The sequence below is a fragment of the Streptomyces sp. NBC_01707 genome (assembly GCF_041438805.1).
Taxonomy (GTDB): Bacteria; Actinomycetota; Actinomycetes; order Streptomycetales; family Streptomycetaceae; genus Streptomyces.
In genome coordinates this window covers 7,452,097-7,477,753 of sequence record NZ_CP109190.1, presented here as the reverse complement: position 1 = coordinate 7,477,753, position 25,657 = coordinate 7,452,097, and the positions used below count along the sequence as shown (strand labels likewise).

Annotated in this window: 23 protein-coding genes, 1 pseudogene and 1 riboswitch; of the genes and pseudogenes, 12 read left to right on the top strand and 12 right to left on the bottom strand. The window is 72.2% G+C overall.

What is annotated here, in order from left to right; translation table 11 throughout:
* Positions 1 to 3: 3 nt before the first annotated feature.
* The 4 genes from OG963_RS33535 to OG963_RS33520 are packed head-to-tail and all read right to left on the bottom strand — an operon-like array spanning position 4 to position 1,755.
* Positions 4 to 687 (bottom strand): DUF6286 domain-containing protein, encoded by a 684-nt coding sequence (locus OG963_RS33535; protein ID WP_093929692.1) that lies wholly within the window; start codon positions 685 to 687, stop codon positions 4 to 6.
* On the bottom strand, positions 684 to 1,037 hold the full coding sequence (locus OG963_RS33530; protein ID WP_030920085.1) for a hypothetical protein: 354 nt from the start codon (positions 1,035 to 1,037) through the stop codon (positions 684 to 686). The genes OG963_RS33535 and OG963_RS33530 overlap by 4 nt, the downstream gene beginning before the upstream one ends.
* Before the next feature lie 5 nt (positions 1,038 to 1,042).
* Positions 1,043 to 1,234, bottom strand: a complete 192-nt coding sequence (locus OG963_RS33525) for a hypothetical protein (protein WP_030920082.1) — start codon at positions 1,232 to 1,234, stop codon at positions 1,043 to 1,045.
* 32 nt (positions 1,235 to 1,266) lie between these two features.
* Positions 1,267 to 1,755, bottom strand: a complete 489-nt coding sequence (locus OG963_RS33520; RefSeq protein ID WP_030920079.1) for an Asp23/Gls24 family envelope stress response protein — start codon at positions 1,753 to 1,755, stop codon at positions 1,267 to 1,269.
* A gap of 93 nt (positions 1,756 to 1,848) precedes the next feature.
* Between OG963_RS33520 and OG963_RS33515 the strand changes: the two genes are divergently transcribed.
* Positions 1,849 to 2,550, top strand: coding sequence for a hypothetical protein (locus OG963_RS33515; protein ID WP_093929691.1), 702 nt, complete (start codon positions 1,849 to 1,851; stop codon positions 2,548 to 2,550).
* Positions 2,551 to 2,593: 43 nt separating this feature from the next.
* On the opposite strand, the gene OG963_RS33510 is transcribed toward OG963_RS33515, so the two are convergent.
* The 3 genes from OG963_RS33510 to OG963_RS33500 all read right to left on the bottom strand — a co-directional run bounded on the left by OG963_RS33510 (position 2,594) and on the right by OG963_RS33500 (position 5,684).
* On the bottom strand, positions 2,594 to 3,385 hold the full coding sequence (locus tag OG963_RS33510) for an enoyl-CoA hydratase/isomerase family protein (protein WP_093929690.1): 792 nt from the start codon (positions 3,383 to 3,385) through the stop codon (positions 2,594 to 2,596).
* Positions 3,386 to 3,543: 158 nt separating this feature from the next.
* Positions 3,544 to 3,765: a helix-turn-helix domain-containing protein gene (locus OG963_RS33505; protein ID WP_007263382.1), complete on the bottom strand. Its 222-nt coding sequence runs from the start codon at positions 3,763 to 3,765 to the stop codon at positions 3,544 to 3,546.
* Between the two features lie 320 nt (positions 3,766 to 4,085).
* On the bottom strand, positions 4,086 to 5,684 hold the full coding sequence (locus OG963_RS33500) for an ABC-F family ATP-binding cassette domain-containing protein (RefSeq protein ID WP_371799771.1): 1,599 nt from the start codon (positions 5,682 to 5,684) through the stop codon (positions 4,086 to 4,088).
* A gap of 284 nt (positions 5,685 to 5,968) precedes the next feature.
* On the opposite strand from OG963_RS33500, the gene OG963_RS33495 reads away from it, so the two are divergent.
* Together OG963_RS33495 and OG963_RS33490 are read left to right on the top strand one after the other, a co-directional pair.
* Complete coding sequence (locus OG963_RS33495) at positions 5,969 to 6,859, top strand: neutral zinc metallopeptidase (RefSeq protein ID WP_093771947.1); 891 nt, start codon at positions 5,969 to 5,971, stop codon at positions 6,857 to 6,859.
* 90 nt (positions 6,860 to 6,949) lie between these two features.
* Positions 6,950 to 7,363 carry a VOC family protein gene (locus tag OG963_RS33490; protein WP_030920062.1) on the top strand — a complete coding sequence of 138 codons (414 nt, stop codon included), beginning with the start codon at positions 6,950 to 6,952 and terminating at the stop codon, positions 7,361 to 7,363.
* An 81-nt stretch (positions 7,364 to 7,444) separates the two neighbouring features.
* Here OG963_RS33490 and OG963_RS33485 read toward each other — a convergent pair whose 3' ends face one another.
* From OG963_RS33485 to OG963_RS33475, 3 genes are all read right to left on the bottom strand, one after another.
* Entirely contained in the window at positions 7,445 to 8,755 is a 1,311-nt protein-coding gene (locus OG963_RS33485; RefSeq protein ID WP_030920059.1) for a hypothetical protein, read from the bottom strand.
* Between the two features lie 183 nt (positions 8,756 to 8,938).
* Entirely contained in the window at positions 8,939 to 10,066 is a 1,128-nt protein-coding gene (locus tag OG963_RS33480; protein ID WP_030920056.1) for an alpha/beta hydrolase, read from the bottom strand.
* Positions 10,067 to 10,147: 81 nt separating this feature from the next.
* Entirely contained in the window at positions 10,148 to 10,870 is a 723-nt protein-coding gene (locus OG963_RS33475; protein WP_371799770.1) for a class II aldolase/adducin family protein, read from the bottom strand.
* A gap of 292 nt (positions 10,871 to 11,162) precedes the next feature.
* On the opposite strand from OG963_RS33475, the gene OG963_RS33470 reads away from it, so the two are divergent.
* The 8 genes and pseudogenes from OG963_RS33470 (at position 11,163) to cobC (ending at position 21,712) form a co-directional block, all read left to right on the top strand.
* A complete protein-coding gene (locus tag OG963_RS33470; RefSeq protein WP_093771943.1) occupies positions 11,163 to 12,443 on the top strand; it encodes an inorganic phosphate transporter in 1,281 nt (426 codons plus the stop codon).
* Positions 12,444 to 12,455: 12 nt separating this feature from the next.
* A complete protein-coding gene (locus OG963_RS33465; protein ID WP_030920048.1) occupies positions 12,456 to 12,689 on the top strand; it encodes a hypothetical protein in 234 nt (77 codons plus the stop codon).
* Positions 12,690 to 12,852: 163 nt separating this feature from the next.
* Positions 12,853 to 12,984: riboswitch (cobalamin riboswitch) on the top strand.
* Positions 12,985 to 13,134: 150 nt separating this feature from the next.
* A complete protein-coding gene (locus OG963_RS33460) occupies positions 13,135 to 14,115 on the top strand; it encodes a cobalamin biosynthesis protein (RefSeq protein ID WP_093771941.1) in 981 nt (326 codons plus the stop codon).
* Entirely contained in the window at positions 14,112 to 15,671 is a 1,560-nt protein-coding gene (locus OG963_RS33455; RefSeq protein ID WP_093771939.1) for a cobyric acid synthase, read from the top strand. Before OG963_RS33460 ends, OG963_RS33455 begins: the two co-directional genes overlap by 4 nt.
* 169 nt (positions 15,672 to 15,840) lie before the next feature.
* Positions 15,841 to 17,865 carry a putative cobaltochelatase gene (locus OG963_RS33450; RefSeq protein ID WP_371799769.1) on the top strand — a complete coding sequence of 675 codons (2,025 nt, stop codon included), beginning with the start codon at positions 15,841 to 15,843 and terminating at the stop codon, positions 17,863 to 17,865.
* Entirely contained in the window at positions 17,865 to 18,473 is a 609-nt protein-coding gene (gene cobO, locus OG963_RS33445; RefSeq protein WP_030920034.1) for a cob(I)yrinic acid a,c-diamide adenosyltransferase, read from the top strand. Before OG963_RS33450 ends, cobO begins: the two co-directional genes overlap by 1 nt.
* On the top strand, positions 18,467 to 19,939 hold the full coding sequence (locus OG963_RS33440) for a cobyrinate a,c-diamide synthase (RefSeq protein WP_093771935.1): 1,473 nt from the start codon (positions 18,467 to 18,469) through the stop codon (positions 19,937 to 19,939). The genes cobO and OG963_RS33440 overlap by 7 nt, the downstream gene beginning before the upstream one ends.
* A gap of 187 nt (positions 19,940 to 20,126) precedes the next feature.
* Positions 20,127 to 21,712, top strand: a pseudogene (gene cobC / locus OG963_RS33435) (Rv2231c family pyridoxal phosphate-dependent protein CobC).
* A gap of 142 nt (positions 21,713 to 21,854) precedes the next feature.
* Here cobC and OG963_RS33430 read toward each other — a convergent pair.
* Both OG963_RS33430 and OG963_RS33425 read right to left on the bottom strand, forming a co-directional pair.
* On the bottom strand, positions 21,855 to 22,868 hold the full coding sequence (locus tag OG963_RS33430) for an SCO1860 family LAETG-anchored protein (protein WP_371799768.1): 1,014 nt from the start codon (positions 22,866 to 22,868) through the stop codon (positions 21,855 to 21,857).
* Positions 22,869 to 23,205: 337 nt separating this feature from the next.
* Entirely contained in the window at positions 23,206 to 24,306 is a 1,101-nt protein-coding gene (locus tag OG963_RS33425; protein ID WP_371799767.1) for an amidohydrolase family protein, read from the bottom strand.
* Positions 24,307 to 24,411: 105 nt separating this feature from the next.
* Here OG963_RS33425 and OG963_RS33420 point away from each other — a divergent pair, with 105 nt between their 5' ends.
* Positions 24,412 to 25,518, top strand: a complete 1,107-nt coding sequence (locus OG963_RS33420) for an alanine--glyoxylate aminotransferase family protein (protein WP_093771927.1) — start codon at positions 24,412 to 24,414, stop codon at positions 25,516 to 25,518.
* The last annotated feature ends 139 nt before the right edge of the window (positions 25,519 to 25,657 follow it).

Here is a 25,657-nt window from a genome sequence, read left to right as displayed (position 1 = left end):
CGGTCACCCCTTCTTGGCCGGACGGCGGACATGCACCGACAGGCTCGGCGGCTTCGCCAGGCCCAGTTCGTCGATACCCGTGGCCAGTACGGTGTCCAGATCGGCCCGTACGTCGTCGAGTTCACGGAAGTGCGAGACGGCGCGCACCGCGACCTTGGCACGCCCCATCCGGACCCGCACCGACTGCACACCGGACACCTCCACCGCCCGGTCACGCAGGACCAGGGCGGCGGCGGTCCGGTCGAGCCCGGCCCGCACATCGCGACGGTCACGGCGCATCGGCAGCAGGTCGCGCAGGCCGGGCGTGGCGGCGAGGACGATCAGCCACAGGCCGATCGCCATGGCGACCCCCGCTCCGGCCAGCACCCACACGTTGTTCAGCGGGCGTTGTGCCAGTTCGTCGGCGAGCGAGCGGCGCCACCGCATCGCCGGATGGTCGGCCCGTACCGCCGCCACGTCGTACAGCAGCAGGCCGGCACCGCCGAGGACCACCAGGGCGACGAGGCCTGCGGGGATACGGCGCGCGGACCAGAAGCGGCCGGCACCGCCGCCGCCTTCCTTCGTCGGCGCCGGGTCGTACGAGGCGGCGGAGGCCGACTGGTCCAGGGCCACTGCTCCGCCGTGTTCCACAGGGTCGACGGTGGGCAGGCGCCTCGTGCTGTTCCCCGGGTCCTGGGGTTCGGTCATCGGATCCTCCCCTGTGCCGCGGCGCTCGCTCCCGCGGGGTGCAGACGCTCGACCAGTACGGCCACTTCGGGCACTTCCATCCCCGCCAACGCCCTTACCCGCTCGACGACCCGCCGACGCACGGCACCGCACTGGCGGCCGATGTCGGTGGGGTATCCGAGCTCCAGACTCACCCGTACCCGTGCGGTGTCACGGTGCACCGTGACGGTGGCACGCGGGGACGCACCCTCCTTCGGCGGCTCGTCGATCGCCTCCTTCGCCGCCTGTGCGGCGATCTTCGCGACCACCCGGTCGGCGATCCTGGTCTCCCCGCGCTCCGCGGCGGGAATCCGGCCGAGTACCCCCGACAACGCCGTCACCGCCGTCGGTCGCCGCGCTCGCGGCTCCGGAAGAAGTCGCCGGGTTCCAGATCGCCGTCGAGGAAACGACCGGCGATGAAGCCGACCGCTCCCAATGCCGCGACCAGCAGAAAGGCCCCGAATCCACCGAAGTAACCGGCGAACCCGAGCGCCATGCCGGCCACCAGGCCGACCACAGCCATGCTCATCGTGCGCTCCTCAACTGCCTCTGTCGGGAGGCCTACTGGAGACGTGGCTCGGACTGGTCCTCGTCCTCCTCGTCGGGCAGCTTCACATCACTGACCGCGATATTGACCTCGACGACCTCGAGGCCGGTCATCCGTTCGACCGCCGCGATGACATTCTCCCGAACATCACGGGCGACATCGGAGATCGAGACGCCGTAGTCGACGACGATCTCCAGGTCGAGGGCGGTCTGCGACTCGCCGACCTCCGCCTTGACACCACGGGTCACGGACTTGCCGCCGCCGGGGACCCGGTCGCGCACCGCGCCGAAGGTACGGGAGAGGCCGCTTCCCATCGCATGGACACCGACCACGTCGCGCGCCGCCATGCCGGCGATCTTCTCGACCACACCGTCGGCGATGGTGGTACGGCCACGGGTGGCGGGATCTCCCCCACCGCGCTTGGTCAGCGGGCTGTTTCTGCTGTCGTCCCCCGTCGCCTGGTCGGGGTTCTCGGGCCGGTTCCGCTGTGGGGTGTCGGTCATCGCCACACTTCCCTTCAGGGCAGGGTCGGACTTCGTTGCCCACATTAAGTGCGCTTGCCCCATCTCGCGCCGCGGATGCGGCAGGCTGGGGCAATGACGACGGCTGACAGCCCGCACAGGGCCGACGGATGGACAGCTGCGGTGCGGCAGAGGCTCGGCCTGGGCCGGTTGCTCCCTCTGGGCGGTCCGGCGGACGGCGCGTGGATCTCGGAGCGAGCCGCCGTCGCGGTGCTGCGCCGGACGGCGTACGCGGCCGGCCCCGGCCCGGTCCTCGGCGAGGTACGGATCGCGGTGGCGGATCCTGGCTCCGCCCCGGACCCGGCGCTGCCGGCCCCGCCCAGCGCGCTGCCGCCCGGGCCGCTGCGGATCGAGGCGACGATGTCGGCAACGGCCGACCGGCCGCTGCCCGGCGCGGCTGCCGCACTGCGCTCGGCGCTGCTGACAGCCGCCGCGCAGCGGCTGGGCCTGGTGGTCGGCGAGGTGGACCTACGCGTGACGGAGCTGCTGGACAAGGCCCCCGAACAGCCGGCACCGGAGTCGTCCGCGGTGCGTGGAGCGGAGCCGGAGGGCGTGGCGGGGACCGCGGCCGCCGCGGTCCCCGGCGTCGCGGCACTGACCCGGGTGCTGGGCAGCGCGGTGCATACGGCCCCGGATCATGTGCGGGTCGAACTGGCGACGTCCGGGGATCACCGGGCACTCGACGTGGCACTGGCGGTGCGCACGGCGGTGTCGGAAGCCGTGCACGGGCACCCGCCGGTCACCGTGCTGGTCACCGCGGTGGTGGAGGAGGACTGAGAGGGGCGGCCGGGCGGCTCGTCGCCCGGCCGGTGCCGTGCGCTCAGTCGGTGACGCCCGCCAGGTCACGCAGCCGGCGGCCCTGCGCCGCGCGTTCGGCGGTGCGCTGGTCCTCGTACGTGCGCGACACGGCGCCGCTCAGCAGCGCCTTGGTCTCGATCACGGCGTCGCGCGGGGCCGCCAGCAGTGCCGCGGACAGGTCGCGGGCCGCCTCGTCGAGCTGGTCGGCGGGGACGACGAGGTTGGCGAGACCGGTGCGCTCGGCCTCCTCCGCGTGCACGAAGCGGCCGGTGGCGCAGATCTCGAGCGCACGGGCATACCCCACCAGGTTCACCAAAGGGTGCGTGCCGGTGAGGTCCGGGACCAGGCCCAGGCTGGTCTCGCGCATGGCGAACTGCACGTCCTCGGCGACGATCCGCAGATCGCACGCGAGGGCGAGCTGGAAGCCGGCACCGATGGCATGTCCCTGCACGGCCGCGATCGACACGATGTCGTTGCGGCGCCACCAGGTGAACGCCTCCTGGTACTCGGCGATGGTCGCGTCGAGGTCGGACTCCGAGCCGCGCGCCAGGTCCAGGAACGACGGCTCACCGTCGAACCCCTCAGGGGTGAACGCCTGCCGGTCGAGGCCGGCGGAGAAGGATTTCCCCTCGCCGCGCAGCACGACGACCCGCACGCTGCCGGGCAGTGCCCTTCCGGCCGCCGTCAACGCCCGCCACAGAGCGGGGGACTGAGCGTTGCGCTTGGCCGGGTTGGTGAGGGACACCGTGGCAACCGCGTCATCGACGGTGAGTCGTACGCCGTCCTGATCGAGCACAGAGTCGAGCGAGGTCATGGGGCGCCTCCGGGATCGGGTGCAGTCAGCAGATCGAGCTAAGTGACTGAACAGTAACCACCCGGTCGATCACGCGATCTACCGGGTGGCCACCGCCGAAACCGGTGAGCCCTCGGAACGCGTCAGTCCAGCGACGTGTCCCGATCCGCCGACGGCCGTCAGGCCGCGGCGGCCTTCTTGCCTCGTGTTGCTCCGCCACGCCCTCGCAGCGTGACTCCGGACTCGCTGAGCATCCGGTGGACGAATCCGTAGGAGCGGCCGGTCTCTTCGGCCAACGCCCGGATGCTCGCACCGGAGTCGTACTTCTTCTTCAGGTCTGCCGCGAGCTTGTCGCGCGCGGCGCCGGTAACCCGGCTGCCCTTCTTCAGAGTCTCGGCCACCCGTGCCTCCTCATGGGAAGTGCGCTCTGGACTCTCATGATCACCCCTCGCGGGCTTCCTGGCCACCCATTCGGCAAGGTCCGTACAACCGGTTTGGCACCCCGGGAATACGCCATCACAACCGGAATCCAGCATTCCGTAGGGTGATGGGGGCGAGCGACCGCGGGTCCGAGATGAACGGCCAGGTCAGGGCCGTACGGGGGGCATCGGCCCCACATGGGTGCGCCCGGCAGGTATCTGCCGGGCGCCGCGCCGAGGTATGAGAGGTCCTCACACAGATGATGGATCACGTCTGGGCCGAATGATCCAGTCGAAGTGGATCAGGCCAGCGCGACCAGGTCCCGGTAGTCCGCGCCCCACAGGTCCTCGACGCCGTCCGGCAGCAGGATGATCCGCTCGGGCTGGAGCGCCTCGACCGCGCCCTCGTCGTGCGTGACGAGAACGACCGCGCCCTTGTAGGTGCGCAGCGCGCCGAGGATCTCCTCGCGGCTGGCCGGGTCGAGGTTGTTCGTCGGCTCGTCGAGGAGCAGCACATTCGCGGAGGAGACCACCAGGGTCGCCAGCGCGAGACGGGTCTTCTCACCGCCGGACAGCACCCCGGCCGGCTTGTCGACGTCATCGCCGGAGAAGAGGAACGAACCCAGCGTCTTGCGGACCTCCACGAGGTCGAGGTCCGGGGCGGCGGAGCGCATGTTCTCCAGGACGGAGCGCTCCGGGTCCAGGGTCTCGTGCTCCTGCGCGTAGTAACCGAGCTTGAGCCCGTGGCCCTCGATGACCTCGCCGGTGTCCGGCTTCTCGGCGCCGCCGAGGAGCCGGAGCAGGGTGGTCTTGCCCGCACCGTTGAGGCCGAGGATGACGACGCGGGAGCCCTTGTCGATGGCGAGATCCACGTCGGTGAAGATTTCGAGCGAGCCGTAGGACTTGGACAGCCCCTCCGCCATCAGGGGGGTCTTGCCGCACGGCGAGGGCTCGGGGAAGCGCAGCTTGGCGACCTTGTCGGAGACCCGGACGGCCTCCAGGCCGGAGAGCAGCCGCTCGGCACGCTTGGCCATGTTCTGCGCGGCGACGGTCTTGGTGGCCTTGGCGCGCATCTTGTCGGCCTGCGAGTTGAGGGCCGCGGCCTTCTTCTCGGCGTTCTGACGCTCGCGCTTGCGGCGCTTCTCGTCGGCCTCGCGCTGCTGCTGGTAGAGCTTCCAGCCCATGTTGTAGACGTCGATCTGCGAGCGGTTGGCGTCGAGGTAGAAGACCTTGTTGACGACCGTCTCGACGAGGTCGACATCGTGGGAGATCACGACGAAGCCGCCGCGGTAGCTCTTCAGGTAGTCGCGCAGCCAGACGATCGAGTCGGCGTCGAGGTGGTTGGTCGGCTCGTCGAGGAGCAGGGTGTCGGCGTCCGAGAAGAGGATGCGTGCCAGCTCGACGCGGCGGCGCTGACCGCCGGAGAGCGTGTGGAGCGGCTGTCCGAGCACCCGGTCGGGCAGGCTGAGCGCGGCGGCGATGGTGGCGGCCTCGGCCTCGGCGGCGTAACCGCCCTTGGTGAGGAACTCCGTCTCCAGCCGCTCGTACTTCTTCATGGCCTTCTCGCGGGTGGCGCCCTTGCCGTTCGCCATCCGGTCCTCGTTCTCACGCATCTTGCGCAGGATCTCGTCGAGACCTCGGGCGGAGAGGATCCGGTCGCGGGCGAGGACGTCGAGGTCGCCGGTGCGCGGGTCCTGCGGGAGGTAGCCGACCTCGCCGGAACGGGTGATGGCGCCGCCGGCGGGTACGCCTTCGCCTGCGAGGCACTTGGTGAGGGTGGTCTTGCCCGCCCCGTTGCGGCCGACGAGACCGATGCGGTCGCCCTTGGCGATACGGAAGGAGGCGGACTCGATGAGGATGCGGGCGCCGGCGCGCAGCTCGATGCCGGAAGCGGTGATCACGGGTAAAACTCCAGGGCGGTATGGACGGCGGGCGGGACGACGGGCGGAGTTATCTCGACGCCGTCTAGTGCACAAGGAGAATTGCCATAGGGCTCATTCTACTGGCGGTGTGCAACTGCTTTTCCGCGTGCTGACGCCGCTGCCCCAGCGGACCCGCCGGGCGCTCGCCCAGTGCCGCCGGCCCACTGCACCCTGTTACCAAAAAGGGGCATCCATGGATGAACTGTCCGATACTCGGCGAAGGGCGGTGAGGCAGCCGCGGGCGGAGCGGAGAGTGGTGTCCCATGCAGTTCGACGACGACGCCGATCTGGACACGTCCGAGGTCCGGGATGTGCGCGGCAGCCGGATCCCGGGCGGCAGGGCGACGGTGGGCGGCGGCATCATCGGTGTCATCGCGCTGATCCTGGGGCTGTTCTTCGGCGTCGGCCCCGACCAGCTGGGCCTTTCGTCGGGCGACTCGGGCACCACGGCGACCGCGTCCTCGGCGGCGCAGATCGAGCAGAGCTGCCGGACCGGCCAGGACGCGAACACCCGGGACGACTGCCGGACCGTCGCGGTGGTCAACAGCGTGCAGGACTTCTGGCGCCGGGAGTTCACCCGGCGGGGCGCGCGGTACGCGGACGCGAAGACGGTGCTGTTCACCGACCGGATCGGCACCGCCTGCGGCGCCGCGACCTCGGCGGTCGGGCCGTTCTACTGTCCGGGCGACCGGCAGGTCTATCTGGACCTGGGGTTCTTCGACGATCTGCGGACGAAGTTCGGATCGAGCGGTGGCCCGTTCGCCGAGGCGTACGTCGTCGCGCACGAGTACGGCCACCACGTGCAGGACCAGATGGGGACGCTGAGCCGGTCGCAGGACGGCCGGACGGGCTCGAACAGCAACGCGGTGAAGGTGGAGCTGCAGGCCGACTGCTACGCCGGGGTCTGGGCGCACCACGCGACGACCACACCCGACGAGTTGACCGGTAGGCCGCTGATCACCTCTCTGACGCCGGCGGACATCCGGGACGGTCTCGACGCGGCGGCGGCGGTGGGGGACGACCGGATCCAGGAGAAGTTCCAGGGCCGGGTCACCCCCGAGTCCTGGACCCACGGCTCGGCCGCGCAGCGCCAGCAGTGGTTCACCACCGGCTTCCGCAGCGGCGACATGGCCGACTGCAACACCTTCCGCTGAGCCGGTCCCGGCCGTTGTCAGTGGCCGATGGAAGACTGAGACGCACATCACAGCAGAAGGTCAAGCGGAGCGCGAAATGGGGTGAGCGCCATGGCAGGCGCATCGGCCGGGGTTCCGACGATCTATCCGACGATTCTGTACGACGATGCGAAGGCCGCGATCAGGACGCTCACGGAGGGCCTCGGGTTCACCGAGGAGGCGGTGTACGAGGGTAGGAACGGCACGGTGCTGCACGCGGAGCTGTCCTTGGGAAACGGCAGGGTGATGCTGGGCTCGAAGGGCCGCGAGGGGGTCTTCGCCAAGGCGATGGCGGGCGCGGGGCCGAGCGGTGTGTACGTCGTGGTGGACGAGGTCGACGCGCACCATGCCCGGGCCGTGGAGCACGGTGTGGAGATCCTGATGCCGCCCACGGACCAGGACTACGGCTCGCGCGACTACATGGCGCGGGACGCGGAGGGCAATGTGTGGAGCTTCGGGACGTACGCCCCGGGGTCCGCGGACTGAGCACCTGTCTCCTCGGTCCGGCCCGGGGCCGAGGACAGGCGCGGACGCGCCCGTGTCGCCGGACGGCCTGCCGCGGGTCGGTCAGGCGCCGCCGGTGTGCACCTGGAACGCCGCCCGGCGGACGGCCTTCGCCAGGGCCGGATCCGGGTGGGCGGCGGCCAGCGCCACCAGCACCTGGACCGTACGCGGGTGGCCGACGGCCCGTACCTCTTCGAGCAGGGCCGGGACGGTGCCCTGGACGGCCGAGTCGAGATGGCGGACCAGCAGCGCGGTCTCGCCGTGGTCGGCTACGGCCGCCGCCGTGTCGACCCAGAGCCAGGTGGATTCCTCGCGGCTGAGGACCTCCTGGGCGTCCTCGGGGTCGGCTCCGTCGTACTCGGCCAGCCAGATCAGTGCGTAGGGGCGCAGCGACGCATCGGTGACGACGGAGCGCACGACGGGCTCGGCGGGGGCGCCGACGACCCGGAGCGCTTCGAAGGCGAGTCCGCGCAGCAGTGCGTCCTCACCGCGGGCGACGGCGAGCAGTTCGGCGACGGCGCTCCCGACGGGGCGGGCGGCGAGCCAGGCCCGGTACTCGGCGCGGGCCGGCCCCGGGGTGAGCCGGGCGCAGCCGAGCAGCATGTCGGCGGCGGACTGCTCGATGTTCCCGGCCGGGCTCTGGGCGGCGACGCAGATCTGTTCCAGCTTGACCCAGACCGCCCAGTTGCCGAGCGGGGTGAGGGTGGCGTGGCCGACGCCGAGCGTGAGCGCGCCGACGGCTGCCAGCCCCTCCAGGGCCCAGTCGAGGAGGCGCGCCACCAGGGCGGCGGGGTGTGCGGTGGGGGCGGGTTCGGCCGGTTCGGGCAGCGCCTGCGGCCCGTACGGCACCTCGCAGCGCTCCTCGTGGAGTTCCGCGACGCGCTGGCCGAGAAGATCGAGGAGGGCGGGCACGGTCACCGGGCCCGCCGAGAGCTGGAGGAGGGAGAGCACCTGGGGCACGGCCTCGACGGCTTCGGCGACCGCGGTGGCCTCGATGTCCTCGGGCGCCGGGTGGACGAGCGACCAGGCGTCGAAGAGTGCCACCCAGCCGCGGAGCACGGCGGAGTCGTCGCGGTCCCAGGCGCGCAGCCGCCAGCCCGGGCGTGCGGTCTCGCCGTGCAGCTCCACAAGGCCGGCCAGGCGAGCCCGGTCCCAGCCTGAGCGCACCTGTGCCGGGGACAATTCCAGTGCGGCCGCGGCCCGTTCGAGAGCGTGGGCGGCGAGCAGGGCCGTGCCGGGGCTCGCGCCGTCGGCGGCCCAGCGGGCGATCCGCACGGCATCGGCCAGCGCGGCCCTGGCCTGACGGGCCAGCTCCGCACGGGGCGGGGTGCCCTCGGGCGGGCGGGGGGCCGGCCTGGTGCGCCGGGTGGTCACGACCTTGTGGGCGGTGGCAAGGGGTCGCGGGCGGACAAGTCGCAGCCTGGAGTCGCGCGGGGTACGGGACGTCACGGGAGCAGTCTTGCCTCTGACGGCCCGAAAGCCCAAACGGAACCCGAATTCGCGAGGGAACGGGCGGCGGACCGGGCGGGACCAACCGGTTGATCCCATCGCATCAGGTCACATCAGGGGCGTGAGGAAGCGCCGCATGGCCTCTTCGTAGCGGGCCGGGCCGGCATTCCACATTGCCGCATGCGGAGCCTGCGGTACGGGGTGCAGGGCGACCAGGTCGGGGCGGCGAGCGGCAAGATCGCGGGAAGGCTGCCAGGGGGCCAGGGTGTCGTCGGGTCCGTGGAAGATCAGCGTCGGGACGTGCAGAGCCTGCGGGAGGGAGGTGTCGAGGAGCCTGGCTCCGTGCAGTCCGGTCTGGCCCTGGGCGGCGCGGACGGCGAGCGGCATCAGTGCCGACGGGACGCCGCGGGCGGCGGCCAGGGCGCGCAGGGTGGTGGCCCAGTCGAGCACCGGGGAGTCCAGGACGAGGCCGCAGATCCGCTCGCGGAGCGCGGAGTTGACGGCCGCGTGCAGCGCCATCGAGGCGCCGGTGGACCAGCCGTGCAGGACGACCTTCTCGGCGCCGTACCGCACGGCGAAACGGATCGCCGCGTCCAGGTCTCGCCATTCGGACTCGCCGAGGTGGGCGAGGCCGTCCGGGGAACGTGGGGCTCCGGGGTCCCCGCGGTAGGCCGGGTCGAGCACCGGGAGCCGGAGCCCGTGCAGGCATTCCATGACATTCATGGGGTGTTCGCGGGTCGTGCCGAGGCCGTGCACGGTGATGACCCAGGTGTCCCGGGGGCCGGGCAGGAACCAGGCGGGCAGGGAGCCGAGTTCGCCGGGGATCTCGACGTCCTGGTGGTCGAGGCCGAGGGCGGTGCCCGGGTCGCCGCTGTACAGCGCGGGGGTGATCCGGACCTGGGTGCCGGGTTCCAGGCTGCCGCTGCTGACGCGTTCCAGTCGGCGCACGACGGCGTCGGCGGCGTGCGGCGCCTGTTCGACCACCGGGCCGACGACGGCGTGGACGCCGTCTCCCGTCAGCCCGTACGTACCGGGCCGGAGCGCGGCGAAGGAGCGGGTGAGCGTGACCTGTCCGGCCGCCGTGGCGTGCACGGTGAGCTTGCGGTCGGCGGGGAGGGGACGGCCGGACGGCACCCGGAGGGCGGCGTCGCTGGCGTACCGGCCGGCCGCGACCACTGCCGCGCCGACGCCGAGGACGGTGATGACGGCTGCTGCCGTCGCTGTAGCCGGGCGCACGGCTTCAGTGTCGGGGGGTGTGCCGCACCCTGCCAGTGGGCGGGGGCCGTCCGGTGGCAGGGCGGGGCGCGACCCTCCCGGTCAGCCGGGCTGTCCGTATCCCTTCAGGGCGTCCTGCACCTCGTCCAGCTGGGCCCGGGTGAGCAGGGACGGGGAGTGGCCGGGGACGGAGACGGCGGTGAGCCAGAGCCTGCACATCCATTCGAGCTGGGCGGTGCGGTCGTAGGCCTCGTCGAGGGTGGATCCGTAGGTGACGGTCCCATGGTTCCGGAGCAGACAGCCGGTGCGCTCGCGCAGGGCGCCCAGCATGTTGTCGGCCAGCTCCTGCGTTCCGTACCGCGCGTACGCCGCGGTGCGGACGGGGCCACCGAGCATGGCGGCGGCGTAGTGCACGAGCGGGACCTCGGGGACGAGGGTGGAGACCGCCGTGGCGTGTACGGCGTGGGTGTGCACGACGGCGGCCGCGTCGCTGTTGCGGTAGACCGCCAGATGGAGCGGGAGTTCGCTGGTCGGGGCCAGTGCGCCGAGGACCTGGCGGCCCTCCAGGTCGACGGCGACGGTGTCGCCGGGGCCGAGCCGGTCGTAGGGCACACCGCTCGGCGTGACCAGGACGAGGTCGCCGACCCGTGCCGACACATTGCCCGAGGTCCCGACGACCAGACCCTCCGCCGCGGTCCTGCGGGCGGTGACGACGACGCCGTGCCAGGCCTGCTCGACGGCGTCCTGTGCGTCATGTGCGGCGTGTGCATCCTGTGTGTCCTGCGCGGCTGTTGCGCGGCTTGCGTCCTCATCCCGATCGCTCATGAGGCAATCCTGTCAGCGGGGCGGGAGCGGCCGCAGACCGACGGGTGACCGACATCTCTTTGTCGGATTTTCCGGCGGATTCACCCTCGGAACCGGCGGTCCACCGGACGGCGTGTGGCGGCGAATTCCGGCCACCGCACGCCCTGCGGTGGCCCCCGGCTGCCGCGCGGCGGACGAAACGATCAACACCACTCCGTTTTGAGTCACCACAGAGCCCCGTCCAGTTCATCTTCCGTTCACCCAGGTTGCCTACGGTCCACGAGCCAATGACGTCGAACGATTGCCTGGGTAAATGGAACACATCACGCTGCTCCTCGCGATTGTGATCGTGACAGCTCTAGTGTTCGATTTCACGAACGGTTTCCATGACACCGCCAACGCGATGGCGACCACCATCTCGACCGGCGCTCTCAAACCCAAGACAGCGGTGGCCATGTCCGCCGCTCTCAACCTGGTCGGCGCGTTCCTGTCGGTCGAGGTCGCCAAAACGATCTCCGGCGGGATCATCAACGAGAACGGGCTGCGGACAGAAGTCATCTTCGCGGCCCTCGTCGGCGCCATTCTGTGGAATCTGCTGACCTGGCTGGTCGGCCTGCCGTCCAGTTCCTCCCACGCCCTCTTCGGCGGTCTCATCGGCGCCGCGGTGATGTCGGCGGGGTGGTCCTCGGTCGACGGCGGCACCGTCGTCACCAAGGTGCTGCTCCCCGCGGTCGCAGCCCCGGTCGTGGCCGGTCTCGCTGCACTACTGGCGACCAGGCTGACGTACCGGATCGGCGGGAAGGTCCGTAACGACGCCCAGGAGAAGGCCACCGCGAAGGGCTACCGCGCCGGCCAGATCGCCTCGGCCGGACTGGTCTCGCTCGCCCACGGCACGAACGACGCGCAGAAGACCATGGGCATCATCACCCTGGCCCTGGTCACCGGCGGCGTTCTCTCCCCCGGCTCCAACCCGCCGGTCTGGGTCATCGTCTCCGCGGGTATGGCCATCGCGCTCGGCACCTACCTCGGCGGCTGGCGCATCATCCGCACCATGGGCAGTGGCCTCACCGAACTCAAGCCGCCGCAGGGCTTCGCCGCCCAGACCAGCGCGGCCACGGTCATCCTGGCCTCCTCGCACCTCGGCTTCTCCCTCTCCACCACCCAGTCCTGCTCCGGGGCCGTGATGGGTGCGGGCCTGGGCCGTCGGGGCGGTGTGGTCCGCTGGTCCACCGCGACCCGGATGTTCGTGGCCTGGGGCCTGACCCTGCCGGCCGCCGGTCTGGTCGGTGCGGGTGCGGAGTTCCTCACCAAGCAGGGCACCTGGGGTGTCGTCGTCGTCGCCATGCTGCTGATCGGCGGGTCCGCCGCCATCTGGCTGCTGTCCCGCCGCAAGCCGGTCGGTCACGGCGATGTCGCTCCCGCCGCCGAGCCGGCTGGTGTCATCACCACCGCCATCGCGGCCGTCACCCCGCCGCCCACCGGGGCCGCGGCTCCGGCCACCACGGCGGACGCGACCGCAGCCACGGACCTCAAGTCCACCATCCCGGCCCCGGCCGGAACCGTCGCCGATCCGGCGCGGCCCGCCACGGTGTAAGGACAGATCACCATGAACATCGACTGGGCAGCTCTCGGCTCCGTCTTCGGCGTCTCACTCGTCGTCACCGTGGCGCTGGTGGGCCTCTTCACCCTGGGCATCGTCGGCCTCTCCAAGCAGCCGGAACCGGCCGCGCAGGGCGGCTCCGGCTCGGGCTCCCTGGTACTCGCCCGCACCGGCGCCTACCTCTGCTTCGGGCTCTGCGCGGCCGCGGTCGCGTACGGGATCTATCTGATCGTCGCCTGAGCGACCGACCGCACTCCGTCATCGGGGTCCCATCGGGCCGGACACACCTCGCGTGTGTCCGGCCCGATGTGCGTCTGCGCACACTGCGCCGCCGCAGGTCAAGGCCAGGTTGACGGACATTCGCGGAGCGTGGTGGACTGCCGGAGCCATTTACGGCGACAGCAGAGGAAGCCGGTGCGAATCCGGCGCGGTCCCGCCACTGTCACCGGGGAGCAGTCCCCCACACCGGAAGTCACGGCTCGCGCAGGCGGGCTGGAAGGCCGGGGGAACTGCGGATCCGGGAGCCAGGAGACTCTCGCCGCCGGTCACGTCGAACCAGGGCGCGGACCCTGAGTGAGGACATATCGCCATGCCCGGCTGCCGTGCGTCGTCGTCCGTTTCTGTGTCGCTCCCACCGGGAGCCGGCTGTACGAAGGTCCTTCGAGGCGCAACGGCCGGCTGAGCGGTGCGAGCCGACCGCATCTTCGCGTACGGCGCCACGGCCGGTCTGATCGGCGATCAGCTCCTCGGTGATCCCCGCCGACGGCATCCGGTCGCCGCGTTCGGACGGGCCGCCGCGGCCGTCGAGCGCCGCCTGTGGCGCGACCACCGCGGGTGGGGCGCACTGCACACCCTGGTCTGCGCCGGGGGCGCCGCGGCCGGAGCCGCGCTGGCCGCCCGTGCCGTGCGCGGTCGTCCCGCCGCATCCGTCGCCCTCACCGCGGCAGCCACCTGGTCGGTCGTCGGCGGCACGTCGCTGGGTCGGGAGGCCCGCGCCATCGGCGGCGCGCTGGCGGCGGGTGACATCGCACTGGCCCGTGAGCGGCTCCCCCATCTGTGCGGCCGCGACCCGCACTCCCTCGACGGGCCGCAGATCGCCCGCGCCGTGGTGGAGTCCGTCGCCGAGAACACCTCCGACGCGGTGGTCGGCGCGCTGGTGTGGGGCGCGCTGGGCGGCGTGCCCGGACTCGTCGCCTTCCGGGCCGTCAACACCCTCGACGCCATGGTCGGGCACAGATCACCCCGCCATCTGCGCTACGGCTGGGCCTCGGCCCGGCTGGACGACGTCGTGGGCTGGCCCGGCGCCCGGCTCACGGCCGCGCTCGCCGTGGCCGCCGGGGGGCATCCGCGTCGGGCGGTACGGGCCTGGCGGGCCGACGCCGGCAAGCACCCGAGCCCCAACGCCGGGCCGGTGGAGGCCTCGTTCGCGGGCGCGCTCGGCGTACGGCTCGGCGGGACCCTCGCGTACGGCGGCCGTGTCGAGCACCGGCCGGTGCTGAACGGCGCGGCCGGCCGTGCGGTGCGGACCGAGGACATCGAGCGCGCGGTGCGGTTGTCGCGCCGGGTGGGGGTGCTGGCCCTCGGCGTGTGCGCGGCGGGCCGGCTGATCGCGGGACGGCGGTCGTCCACGGGGCGGCGCCCCGCCGCGGGACGGAGCGGAGAATGAGCGGCGGACTGCTGGTCGCCGGAACCACGTCGGACGCGGGCAAGAGCGTCGTCACGGCAGGCATCTGCCGCTGGCTGGTGCGCCAGGGGGTGAAGGTCGCGCCGTTCAAGGCGCAGAACATGTCGCTGAACTCGTTCGTCACGCGCGAGGGCGCGGAGATCGGGCGTGCGCAGGCGATGCAGGCCCAGGCGGCCCGGGTGGAGCCGACCGCGCTGATGAACCCGGTGCTGCTCAAGCCCGGCAGCGACCGCTCCAGCCAGGTCGTCCTGATGGGCAGGCCGGTGGGCGAGATGAGCGCACGCGGCTACCACGGGGGGCGGCAGGAGTCGCTGCTCTCCACGGTCGTGGACTGTCTGGAGCAGCTTCGGAGCACGTACGACGCGGTGATCTGCGAGGGCGCGGGCAGCCCGGCCGAGATCAATCTGCGCCGCACCGACATCGTGAACATGGGGATCGCGCGGGCCGCGCGGTTCCCGGTGGTCGTCGTCGGCGACATCGACCGCGGCGGTGTCTTCGCCTCCTTCTTCGGTACGACGGCGCTGCTCAGCGCCGAGGACCAGGCGCTGATCGCTGGCTATCTGGTCAACAAGTTCCGCGGCGACGTCTCGCTGCTGGAGCCGGGGCTCGACATGCTGCACGGCCTGACCGGGCGGCCGACGTACGGGGTGCTGCCGTTCGCCCATGGCCTGGGCATCGACGAGGAGGACGGACTGCGGGTCTCGCTGCGCGGAGCCGTACGCGAGTCGGTCGTCGCGCCGCCGCACGGCGAGGACGTGCTGCGGGTCGCGGTGTGCGCGGTGCCGCTGATGTCGAACTTCACCGATGTGGACGCGCTGGCCGCCGAACCGGGTGTGGTGGTGCGGTTCGTGGACCGGGCGGAGGAGCTGGCCGACGCGGACCTGGTGATCGTGCCCGGCACGCGCGGCACGGTGAAGGCGCTGGCCTGGCTGCGCGAACGGGGGCTGGCCGACGCGCTGCTGCGCCGGGCTGCGCAGGGGCGTCCGGTGCTCGGTATCTGCGGTGGGTTCCAGGTGCTCGGTGAGCGCATCGAGGACGAGGTGGAGTCGCGGGCCGGGCAGGTCGACGGGCTCGGGCTGCTTCCGGTACGGATCCGGTTCGACCGGGAGAAGACCCTGGCCCGGCCGGTCGGTTCGGCGCTCGGGGAGCCGGTGGAGGGGTACGAGATCCATCACGGGGTCGCCGATGTGCGGGGCGGCGAGCCGTTCCTGGACGGGTGCCGGGTAGGTGCGGTGTGGGGGACGCACTGGCACGGCTCGCTGGAGAGCGATGGCTTCCGGCGACGGTTCCTGGTGCAGGTCGCGGAGGCTGCCGGGCGGCGGTTCGTGCCGGCGCCGGACACGAGTTTCGGGGCGCTGCGGGAGGAACAGTTGGACCGGCTGGGGGATCTGATCGAGGAGCATGCGGACACGGGGGCGCTGATGCGGCTGATCGAGGCGGGGGTGCCGGAAGGACTGCCCTTCGTGGGCCCCGGTGCCCCGGAGGTGCCGGCGGCCCGTGGGGTGCGTGGCGCCGGGGTGGCTGGGGGGTCGGCGTGAGAGGGACGCCTGCGGCGGGCTCTTCTCCCGTATCCGCCGCTCCCCGTGACCGGGGCTCCGCCCCCGGGCCTCAGGCGCGGACCGGGCTGAGCAGCCGCCCGGGCACGCGGGACGGTGGGCCCGGACGGGGCGCCGGTTCTTGGATGGATGACGTCGTCGAGGAGGCTTTGTGAGTACCCCGTATCCCTTTACCGCCATCGTCGGGCAGGACGATCTGCGGCTCGGTTTGTTGCTGAACGCCGTATCGCCCGCTGTCGGTGGTGTGCTCGTGCGTGGGGAGAAGGGGACCGCCAAGTCCACCGCCGTGCGGGCGCTCGCCGCGCTCATGCCCGAGGTCGATGTCGTCTCCGGGTGCCGGTTCTCGTGCGACCCCGTGTCGCCCGATCCCGCGTGTCCCGACGGGCCTCACGAGGCCGGCGGCGGCGTGTCGCGGGCGGCCCGGACCGTGGAGCTGCCGGTGGGCGCGTCCGAGGACCGGCTCGTCGGGGCGCTCGACATCGAGCGGGCGCTCGCCGAAGGGGTCAAGGCGTTCGAGCCGGGGCTCCTCGCCGATGCACATCGCGGAATCCTGTACGTCGACGAGGTCAACCTGCTCCACGACCACCTGGTGGACCTGCTGCTGGATGCGGCGGCCATGGGCGCCTCGTACGTGGAGCGCGAAGGCGTCTCCGTACGGCATGCCGCGCGGTTCCTGCTCGTCGGGACGATGAACCCCGAAGAGGGCGAGCTGCGGCCGCAGTTGCTCGACCGGTTCGGACTGACCGTCGAGGTCGCGGCGTCGCGCGAGACCGACCAGCGCGTCGAGGTGGTGCGGCGGCGGCTCGCGTACGACGACGATCCCGCCGGGTTCGCCGCCCGGTGGGCCGATGAGGAAGGTGCGTTGCGGGAGCGGATCGTCGCCGCGCGGGCGCTGCTTCCTCAGGTGGCGCTGGGGGACGGTGCCCTGCGTCAGATCGCCGCCACCTGTGCGGCCTTCGAGGTCGACGGGATGCGCGCCGACATCGTGATGGCCCGTACCGCGACCGCACTGGCCGCGTGGGCGGGGCGTACCGACGTGCTCGCCGAGGACGTCCGGCAGGCAGCGCTCCTCGCGCTCCCGCACCGGCGCCGCCGCAACCCGTTCGACGCGCCCGGTCTCGACGAGGAGAAGCTCGACGACACGCTGGAGCAGAACAGCGGTGAAGGGGACGGCGGCGGGGACGACCCCGATCCGGACGGGCCGGGTGGGGGTGGGCAGCCGCCGCAGGGGGACGGGCCCGACACGCCGCCGCAGCCCGAGGCGGGCGACGGCGACACGCCCGGACTCCCTTCGCAGGGCCGCCCGGCCGGGGGCGGTGAGCAGCAGCCCGTACGGGCTGCCGAGCCGTTCCGGACGAAGATGCTCAGCGTGCCGGGGATCGGCGAAGGTGCGGCGGGGCGGCGGTCCCGGGCGCGTACCGAACACGGTCGCACGACCGGTGCGCGGCGGCCCGAGGGGCTGCTGACCAAGCTGCATCTGACGGCGACCGTGCAGGCCGCCGCCCCGCACCAGCACGCGCGCGGACGCATCGGGCGCGGCCTCGTGGTGCGGCGCGATGATCTGCGGCAGGCCACCAGGGAGGGGCGCGAGGGGAACCTGGTGCTCTTCGTCGTGGACGGATCCGGGTCGATGGCCGCCCGGCAGCGCATGGGCGCCGTGAAGGGCGCGGTGCTGTCGCTGCTGCTGGACGCGTACCAGCGGCGGGACAAGGTCGGTCTGATCACCTTCCGGGGCAAGGGCGCCGAAGTGGCGCTGCCGCCGACGTCGTCCGTGGACACGGCCGCCGCACGCCTGGAGACGCTGCCGACCGGTGGACGTACCCCCCTCGCGGCCGGGCTGCTGAAGGCCCACGACGTGCTGCGGGTGGAGCGGCTGCGCGATCCGTCGCGGCGGCCGCTGCTGGTCGTGGTGACGGACGGGCGGGCGACCGGTGGCCCGGACCCGGTGGCGCTGGCCGCGCGGGCCGCGCGGCTGCACGAGGCCGAGGGCACGGCGTCCGTCGTCGTGGACTGCGAGTCGGGGGTCGTGCGGCTCGGGCTGGCCGGCCGGTTGGCCCGCGATCTCGGCGGCACCGCCGTCACGCTCGACGAGTTGCGGGCCGACTCGATCGCCGGACTCGTCAGGGACGTCCAGGGAACCCAGGGAATCAACGGATCCAACAGGAGGGCAGCTTGATGCCGCAGGGACAGCCGACCACCGTGCCGGACGACGGACTGACGACTCGCCAGCGCCGCAACCGCCCGCTGCTCTTCGTCCACACCGGTATCGGCAAGGGCAAGTCGACGGCCGCGTTCGGACTCGCGCTGCGCGCCTGGAACCAGGGCTGGCCGATCGGGGTGTTCCAGTTCGTCAAGTCGGCGAAGTGGAAGGTCGGCGAGGAGAACGCGCTCAAGGTGCTCGGCGCGAGCGGTGAGGGCGGCACGGTCGCCTGGCACAAGATGGGCGAGGGCTGGTCGTGGGTGCAGCGCGGCCTGCACGGCGACAACGCGGACAACGAGGAGAAGGCCCGGGAGGGCTGGGAGCAGGTCAAGCGTGACCTGGCTGCCGAGACGTACAAGCTCTATGTCCTGGACGAGTTCGCGTACCCGATGCACTGGGGCTGGATCGACACCGACGAGGTGGTCGAGGTGATGCGCAACCGTCCCGGCACGCAGCATGTGGTGATCACCGGGCGCAATGCCCCGGAGAAGCTCGTCGAGGCCGCCGATCTGGTGACCGACATGTCGAAGGTGAAGCACCCGATGGACGCCGGTCAGAAGGGCCAGAGGGGCATCGAGTGGTGACGATTCCGCGACTGGTGATTGCCGCGCCGGCCTCCGGCAGCGGCAAGACCACCGTGGCGACCGGTCTGATGGCGGCGTTCACCCGGCGCGGTCTCGCCGTGTCGCCGCACAAGGTCGGACCCGACTACATCGACCCCGGCTATCACTCGCTGGCCACCGGGCGGGCGGGGCGCAACCTCGACGCGTACATGTGCGGGCCGGAGCTGGTCGCTCCGTTGTTCGCGCACGGGGCGCGCGGGTGCGACCTGGCGATCGTCGAGGGAGTGATGGGACTGTACGACGGGGCCTCCGGGAAGGGCGAGTTGGCGTCGACCGCCCATGTCGCGAAGTTGCTGCAGGCGCCGGTGGTGCTGGTCGTGGACGCGTCGTCGCAGTCGCGGTCGGTCGCCGCGCTGGTGCACGGCTTCGCCTCGTGGGATCCGGAGGTACGGATCAGCGGGGTGATCCTCAACAAGGTCGGCACGGACCGGCACGAGATGCTGCTCCGGGATGCGCTGGGCGAGTCCGGTGTGCCGGTGATGGGGGTGCTGCGGCGGGCCGAGCAGGTGGCCACGCCCTCGCGGCATCTGGGACTGGTGCCGGTGGCCGAGCGGCGGGGCGACGCGGTGGCCGCGGTCGCGGCGATGGGCGCGCAGGTGAGCGACGGGTGTGATCTGGATGCGTTGATGGCGCTGGCGCGGTCCGCACCCCGGTCGCCCGCTGGCTCCGGGGCGTGGGATCCGGTGGCGGCCGTACGGGGTGCGGTGGGGGGCGGGGGCGGCTGCGACGCGGCTGTTCCTCTGCCCGGCCCCGCCCGGAACCTAGGCTCCGGTGCTCGGACGCCGGACGGGCCGGAGGGTGGTGGCCCGGACGGGTCCGGTCGTGGCCGGCCGGTCGTTGCCGTGGCCGGCGGGCCCGCGTTCACCTTCTCCTACGCGGAGCACGGCGAGCTCCTCGCCGCCGCCGGGGCGGAGGTCGTGACGTTCGATCCGCTGCGGGACGTGGCTCTGCCCGAGGGCACCCGGGGTCTCGTGATCGGCGGCGGGTTCCCGGAGGTGTACGCCCCCGAGCTGTCCGCCAACGAACCGCTCCGCAAGGCCGTTGCCGATCTCGCGGCTGCCGGGGCACCCGTCGCCGCCGAGTGTGCAGGGCTGCTCTATCTGTCGCGTTCGCTCGACGGACTGCCGATGTGCGGGGTGCTCGACGCCGAGGGCCGGATGTCGAAGCGGCTGACGCTCGGTTACCGGGAGGCCGTCGCGATCACCGACAGTGCGCTGGCCGCGGTCGGCACACGGCTGCGCGGGCACGAGTTCCACCGGACGGTGCTGGAGCCGGGTGCCGGTTCCGCGCCCGCATGGGGCATGCATCTGCCGGAGCGGCGTGTGGAGGGCTTCGTACAACAGGGCGTCCATGCCAGCTATCTGCATACGCACTGGGCGTCGGCGCCGGGCATCGCCCGGCGGTTCGTCGAGCGGGCCGCGCGATGACACCGTCGGGCCGCGACGCCCTCGGTGGCGGCGGTCGGTGACGCGACCGGCACCCCGGCCGCCCGCCGCGGCCCTCAGGAACCCGCCGAGCGCGACGGACACCGACACGGGCTCCGGCCGGCCGATCGACCCCGCTGCCGAGTCCTCCGACCGCCCCGTCGCTCCGGTTCGCGAAAGGATCTCTCCCATGGCGCCGCTGGTCGTCGGGGTCGGGGCGGGCAGCGGTGCGACGGTCGAGGAAGTACTGGGGCTCATCCTTTCCGTACTGCGCGAAGCCGGTCTCTCGCCCCGCAGCGTCGCGGAGTTGGCGACCGTCGACGCCAAGGCGGACGAGCCGGGGATCGTCGGCGCCGCAGCGCGGCTGGGCGTACCGGTGCGTGCGTACCGGGCGGACGAGCTGGCCGCGGTCGTCGTGCCGAATCCATCCGGTGTGTCGCTCGCGGCGGTCGGCACGCCGTCGGTCGCGGAGGCGGCGGCTCTCGTCGGCGCGGACGAGCTGCTCGTACCGAAGCGGAAGTCGGCCCCCCGGGGGCGGACGGGAAAGGTGACGTGCGCGGTGGCCCGGCGGGCATAGCACGCGCATCCGGATCCGACCGTTGCGTGGAGCCCGTCGGCGGGCACATAGTCGTCCTGCTGTCGCTCCACCCACGGTCATGAACTGATGAACTCGCCCCCCACACCCCCCTGGAAGTCATGCACACTCCCACTGAGAGTCCCGACGTGAACAGCACGGGCGGGCACGATTTGCGGCATCACGGTGACGCGGAGGTACGCGGCCGGGATCTGACCGATCTCGCCGTCAACGTACGCACGGATACGCCCCCGGCCTGGCTGAGGGAACGAATATCCGCCTCTCTCGCCACGCTCGCCGTCTACCCGGACGGGGGCCCGGCGCGGGCCGCGGTCGCTCGGCGGCACGGGCTGCCGATGGAGCGGGTGTTGTTGACGGCGGGCGCGGCGGAGGCGTTCGTGCTGATCGCCCGGGCTCTGCCGGCCCGGCGGCCGGTCGTCGTCCATCCGCAGTTCACCGAGCCCGAGGCGGCGCTGCGCGCGGCCGGGCACGAGGTGGGGCGGGTGCTGCTGCGCGCCGAGGACGGCTTCCGGCTGGATCCGGCGACCGTGCCCGACGAGGCGGATCTCGTGGTGGTCGGCAATCCGACCAACCCGACGTCGGTCCTGCATCCGGCAGCCGCACTGGAGAAACTGGCGCGCCCCGGACGGACCTTGGTGGTCGACGAGGCATTCATGGACGCGGTTCCGGGCGAGCGCGAGGCGCTGTGCGGGCGTACGGACATCCCCGGCCTCGTCGTGCTGCGCAGCCTCACCAAGACGTGGGGGCTGGCGGGACTGCGGATCGGTTACGTTCTGGCCGCTCCGGAGACCGTCGGCGCACTGCAGGAGGCCCAGCCGCTGTGGCCGGTGTCCTCGCCGGCGCTGGCGGCGGCCGAGGCGTGCATGGAGCCGCGGGCGCTGGCCGAGGCAGCCGCCGCGGCAGACCGGATCGCGGTGGACCGGGCCCATCTGGTCGCGGGGCTCATGGAGTTCGCCGAGGTGCGGGTGGCCGAGCCGGCCGACGGACCGTTCGTGCTGGTCCGGCTGGAGCGGGGCGCGCAGGTGCGGGAGCGGCTGCGGACGCTGGGGTTCGCGGCGCGGCGCGGCGACACATTTCCTGGGCTCGGCCCCGAGTGGCTGCGGCTGGCCGTACGCGACCGGGTGACCACCAACCGCTTTCTGCAGGCGCTCGATCAGGCGCTGGTGCTCGTCGGCCGCTGACGGCCGGGCGCCCGACGGCTGATCTCACACACGGGCGGGGAGCGGTGTTCGCGTGATCTCACGCGAACACCGCTCCCCGCCTCCCTGCTCGTTGCTCGCCCGTCCGCTTCTACGCCCCTTGGCCCCCTCGGGCCGGGTCGTGTCAGTCCTCGGTGCCGCGCCTGCGGGCCACGACCATGGCGCCCGCGCCCAGCGCCAGCAGCAGGGCCGCGCCGCCTGCGATGTAGGGCGTCGTGGAGCTGCCGCCGGTCTCCGCGAGACTTGTGTCGACGGCCGCCGGGGCGTGTCCGGTCCCGGTCTGGGGCTTCACATCGGTGCCGTCGTCACCGTTGTCACCGCCGGTGGTGCCGCCGTCACCGTTGTCGCCACCGGTGGTGCCGCCGTCACCGTTGTCACCGCCCGTGGTGCCGCCGTCGCTGCCGCCCGCCGGCTTCGTGGGCCTGGGACCCTTCGGGGTCTCGCAGGTCGCCTCGGCGAGCGTGACCTCCCCCTTGACGTCGGCGACGTTCAGCTTGAGCGGGTTGACCGACACCTCCAGGCGCAGCGCGGTGGCCGCCGCGGTACGCGACGTGGTCCGCGTCTTCGACAGGTCGAGCCTCACCTCGCCCACACCCGGAACGTGGACCCGCGTGGTGCCGCCGGAGGTGAGCGTGACCCGCTTGCCGAGGACCGAGACATGGCCCAGCACATTGGATTCGGCGACGGGCTTGCGGCCCACCTCGCAGACCGCCTTCGAGGTGACCTTCTCGACCTCGATGAGCGAGAGCAGCGGCAGTCCGGGCAGATGGACACGGGCCTTCGCCAGGTTGCTGTAACCCTCCGCCCGATGCTGGTCGACCGTCGCGTTCGCCGTGGCCACGTCGGCGCGGAGCACGCTGAACGGGCGCCCGTGATTCACGCCGTCGAGCCGCACGCGGAGCGCGGTCTCCTCGGCACTCGCCGGGGCGTGCACCTCGTTCAGCGTGGTCTTGAGCGGCACATCGACGGTCTTGCTCAGGAGCGATACATCGAGTGCGGTACGGAGCACGACCGCGCTCGCCTTCCCGCCACCGGTGGTCGTGGTGGCTCCGGTGGCGTGCGCCGGGGCGGCGACCAGCAGAGCGACGGGAGCGGCGGCGACCGCCAGGGCGGCCAGGCGGAAGGTGTTGCTGTTCAAGATGGTGGAACCCCCACAAGAGACATGGAGCCACCGGCGCCGCCCAATGGGGGACATCGCGGGCGCCGGTGGCCTCGACTCCGTGAATCTTTACGCACAGAGGGTGAACTGACAGACAGCTGAGGCGAGTTCACTCCAAAGGGGGGTTTCCGCCCCTGTATTCGAATATTGAGGTACGCCTGTTCCTTCGGTGTTCCCACCGTCACCCGATCCGCCGAGCGCATGTGCGGTGTGAGGCGACCGCACCGGAGCATGGCCAGAAGTGCTGCAACGAGCGCGAGGGCGGTTCGGTCACTGGCTGTCAACGTGTCGCCCCTTCCACCGGGACACGGTGGCGTCAGCCGATCACGCGCCCGTTCAGCACCACCTGGCGCGGCGCCGCCAGCACCCGTACGTCCACCCGCGGGTCCTCGTCGTACACCACCAGGTCCGCCGGGGCGCCCTCCTCGAGCCCCGGCCGCCCCAGCCAGGCACGCGCGCCCCAGGCCGTGGCGGACAGCGCCTCGCGCGCCGGGATCCCGGCCTTGACCAGTTCGGCGACCTCGTCCGCCACCAGCCCATGGGCCAGCGAGCCCCCCGCGTCGGTGCCGACGTAGACCGGCACCCCCGCGTCGTACGCCGCGCGCACGGTGTCGTAACGACGCTCGTACAACTGCCGCATATGTGCCGACCAGCGCGGGAACTTGGCTTCGCCGCCCGCCGCCAGGTCCGGGAACGTGGCGATGTTGACCAGCGTCGGGACGATCGCGACGCCGCGCTCGGCGAAGAGCGGAATGGTGTCCTCGGTCAGGCCCGTGGCGTGCTCGATGCAGTCGATCCCGGCCTCGACGAGATCGACGAGAGCGGCCTCGGCGAAGCAGTGCGCGGTGACCCGCGCGCCGAGCCGGTGCGCCTCGGCGATGGCCTCCTCGACCTCGCCGCGCGGCCAGCAGGCGGTCAGGTCACCGGCGTCCCGGTCGATCCAGTCGCCGACCAGCTTGACCCAGCCGTCGCCGCGCCGCGCCTCCTGCGCGACGTACGCGACGAGATCGCCGGGTTCGATCTCATGGGCGTAGTTCCGGATGTACCTGCGGGTCCTGGCGATATGGCGGCCGGCCCGGACGATCTTGGGAAGGTCCTCCCGGTCGTCGATCCACCGGGTGTCGGAGGGCGATCCGGCGTCCCGGATGAGCAGCGTGCCAGCCTCCCGGTCGGTGAGCGCCTGCTTCTCGCTCGTGGCGGCGTCGACCGGACCGTGGTGATCGAGCCCCACATGGCAGTGGGCGTCGACGAGACCCGGCAGCACCCAGCCGGTGACGGTCTCCGCCGCGTCCGCGTCCGACGGCCGCTCGTACGAGATCCGCCCGCCGACCGCCCACAGCTCGTCCCTGACGTCGTCGGGACCGACGAGCACCCGCCCCTTCACGTGCAGCACCGGCTGCGCCTTGTGATCACTCATGGCAGCACTGTACGAGGCGGTGTCCGGTGGGCCCTGGGTACTCTCGACGGAAGCGCTGTTCGTACGCCGAACCGCAGGCCGACCCGATCCGAAGAGAGCACCACAGTGACGCACCCCTTCCTCGACCTCGCCCCGCTCACCGCAGCGCACTTCGCCGCCGTCGAGCGGCGGGTGGCCGGTCTCCTCGCCACCGAGCAGGACGTCGTCATCATGCAGGGCGAGGCACTGCTTCCTCTCGAAGGCTGCATCCGGGGAGGCGCCCGGCCCGGTTCGACCGCACTGAACGTGGTCACGGGACCGTACGGACAGACCTTCGGGAACTGGCTGCGGGACTGCGGTGCCAATGTGATCGACCTGGCGGTGCCGTTCCACACGGCGGTCACCGCCGACCAGGTCGCGCAGGCGCTCGCCGCGCACCCGGAGATCGATTTCGTCTCGCTGGTCCACGCGGAGGCGGCGACCGGAAACACCAACCCGGTCGCCGAGATCGGTGAGGTCGTCCGGGCGCACGGTGCGCTCTTCATGCTGGACGCCGTCGCGTCCGTGGGGGCCGAGCCGCTGCTGCCGGACGTGTGGGGCGTCGACCTGTGCGTGATCGGCGCGCAGAAGGCGATGGGCGGCCCGGCCGGGGTGTCGGCGGTGTCGGTGAGCGGGCGCGCCTGGGAGCGGATCGCCGCCAACCCCGAGGCCCCCCGCCACTCGTACCTCTCCCTCCTGGACTGGAAGGAGCGCTGGATCGACGGTGGCCGCAAGGCGCTCCTGCACGCCCCCGCGCAACTGGAGATGCTGGCGCTCGAGGCCTGCCTGGAGCGGATCGAGGCGGAGGGCCTGGAGGCGCTGATGGCCCGGCACGCAGCGGCCGCGGCGGCCACGCGGGCGGGCGCGGTGGCGCTCGGCGGCGGTCTGGCGCCGTATGTGCACCAGGCGAAGGATGCGGCGCCGGTCGCGACGACGCTGCGCGCCCCGGCCGGAGTCGACGCCGCCGGGCTGGTCGCCAAGGCGCTCGCGACCGACCCCTCGCTGCCGCTGATCGCGGGCGGCGGGGCCCTGTCCAAGGAGATGATCCGGGTCAATCACTACGGTGTGGATGCGACGCGGGGCGTTGTGCAGTCCTCGATCGCGGCTCTGGGGTCGGCGCTGGCCGATGAGGGCCGGCAGGTCGACTTCGAAGCTGCCCGCAAGGCCGTTTCGGAAACCTGGCCGAGCGAATAAGAATTCATCAATGCGGGGAACTGCTTTATCGAGAGCAGTTCCCCGCATTCTTGTGCCCGCTCTCCCCGAGTCCAAACGCCAAGGTTTCGACAACGCCTATCGGCACAATTCGGTTGCGTCTCCGGGGAGTTACGGCTCT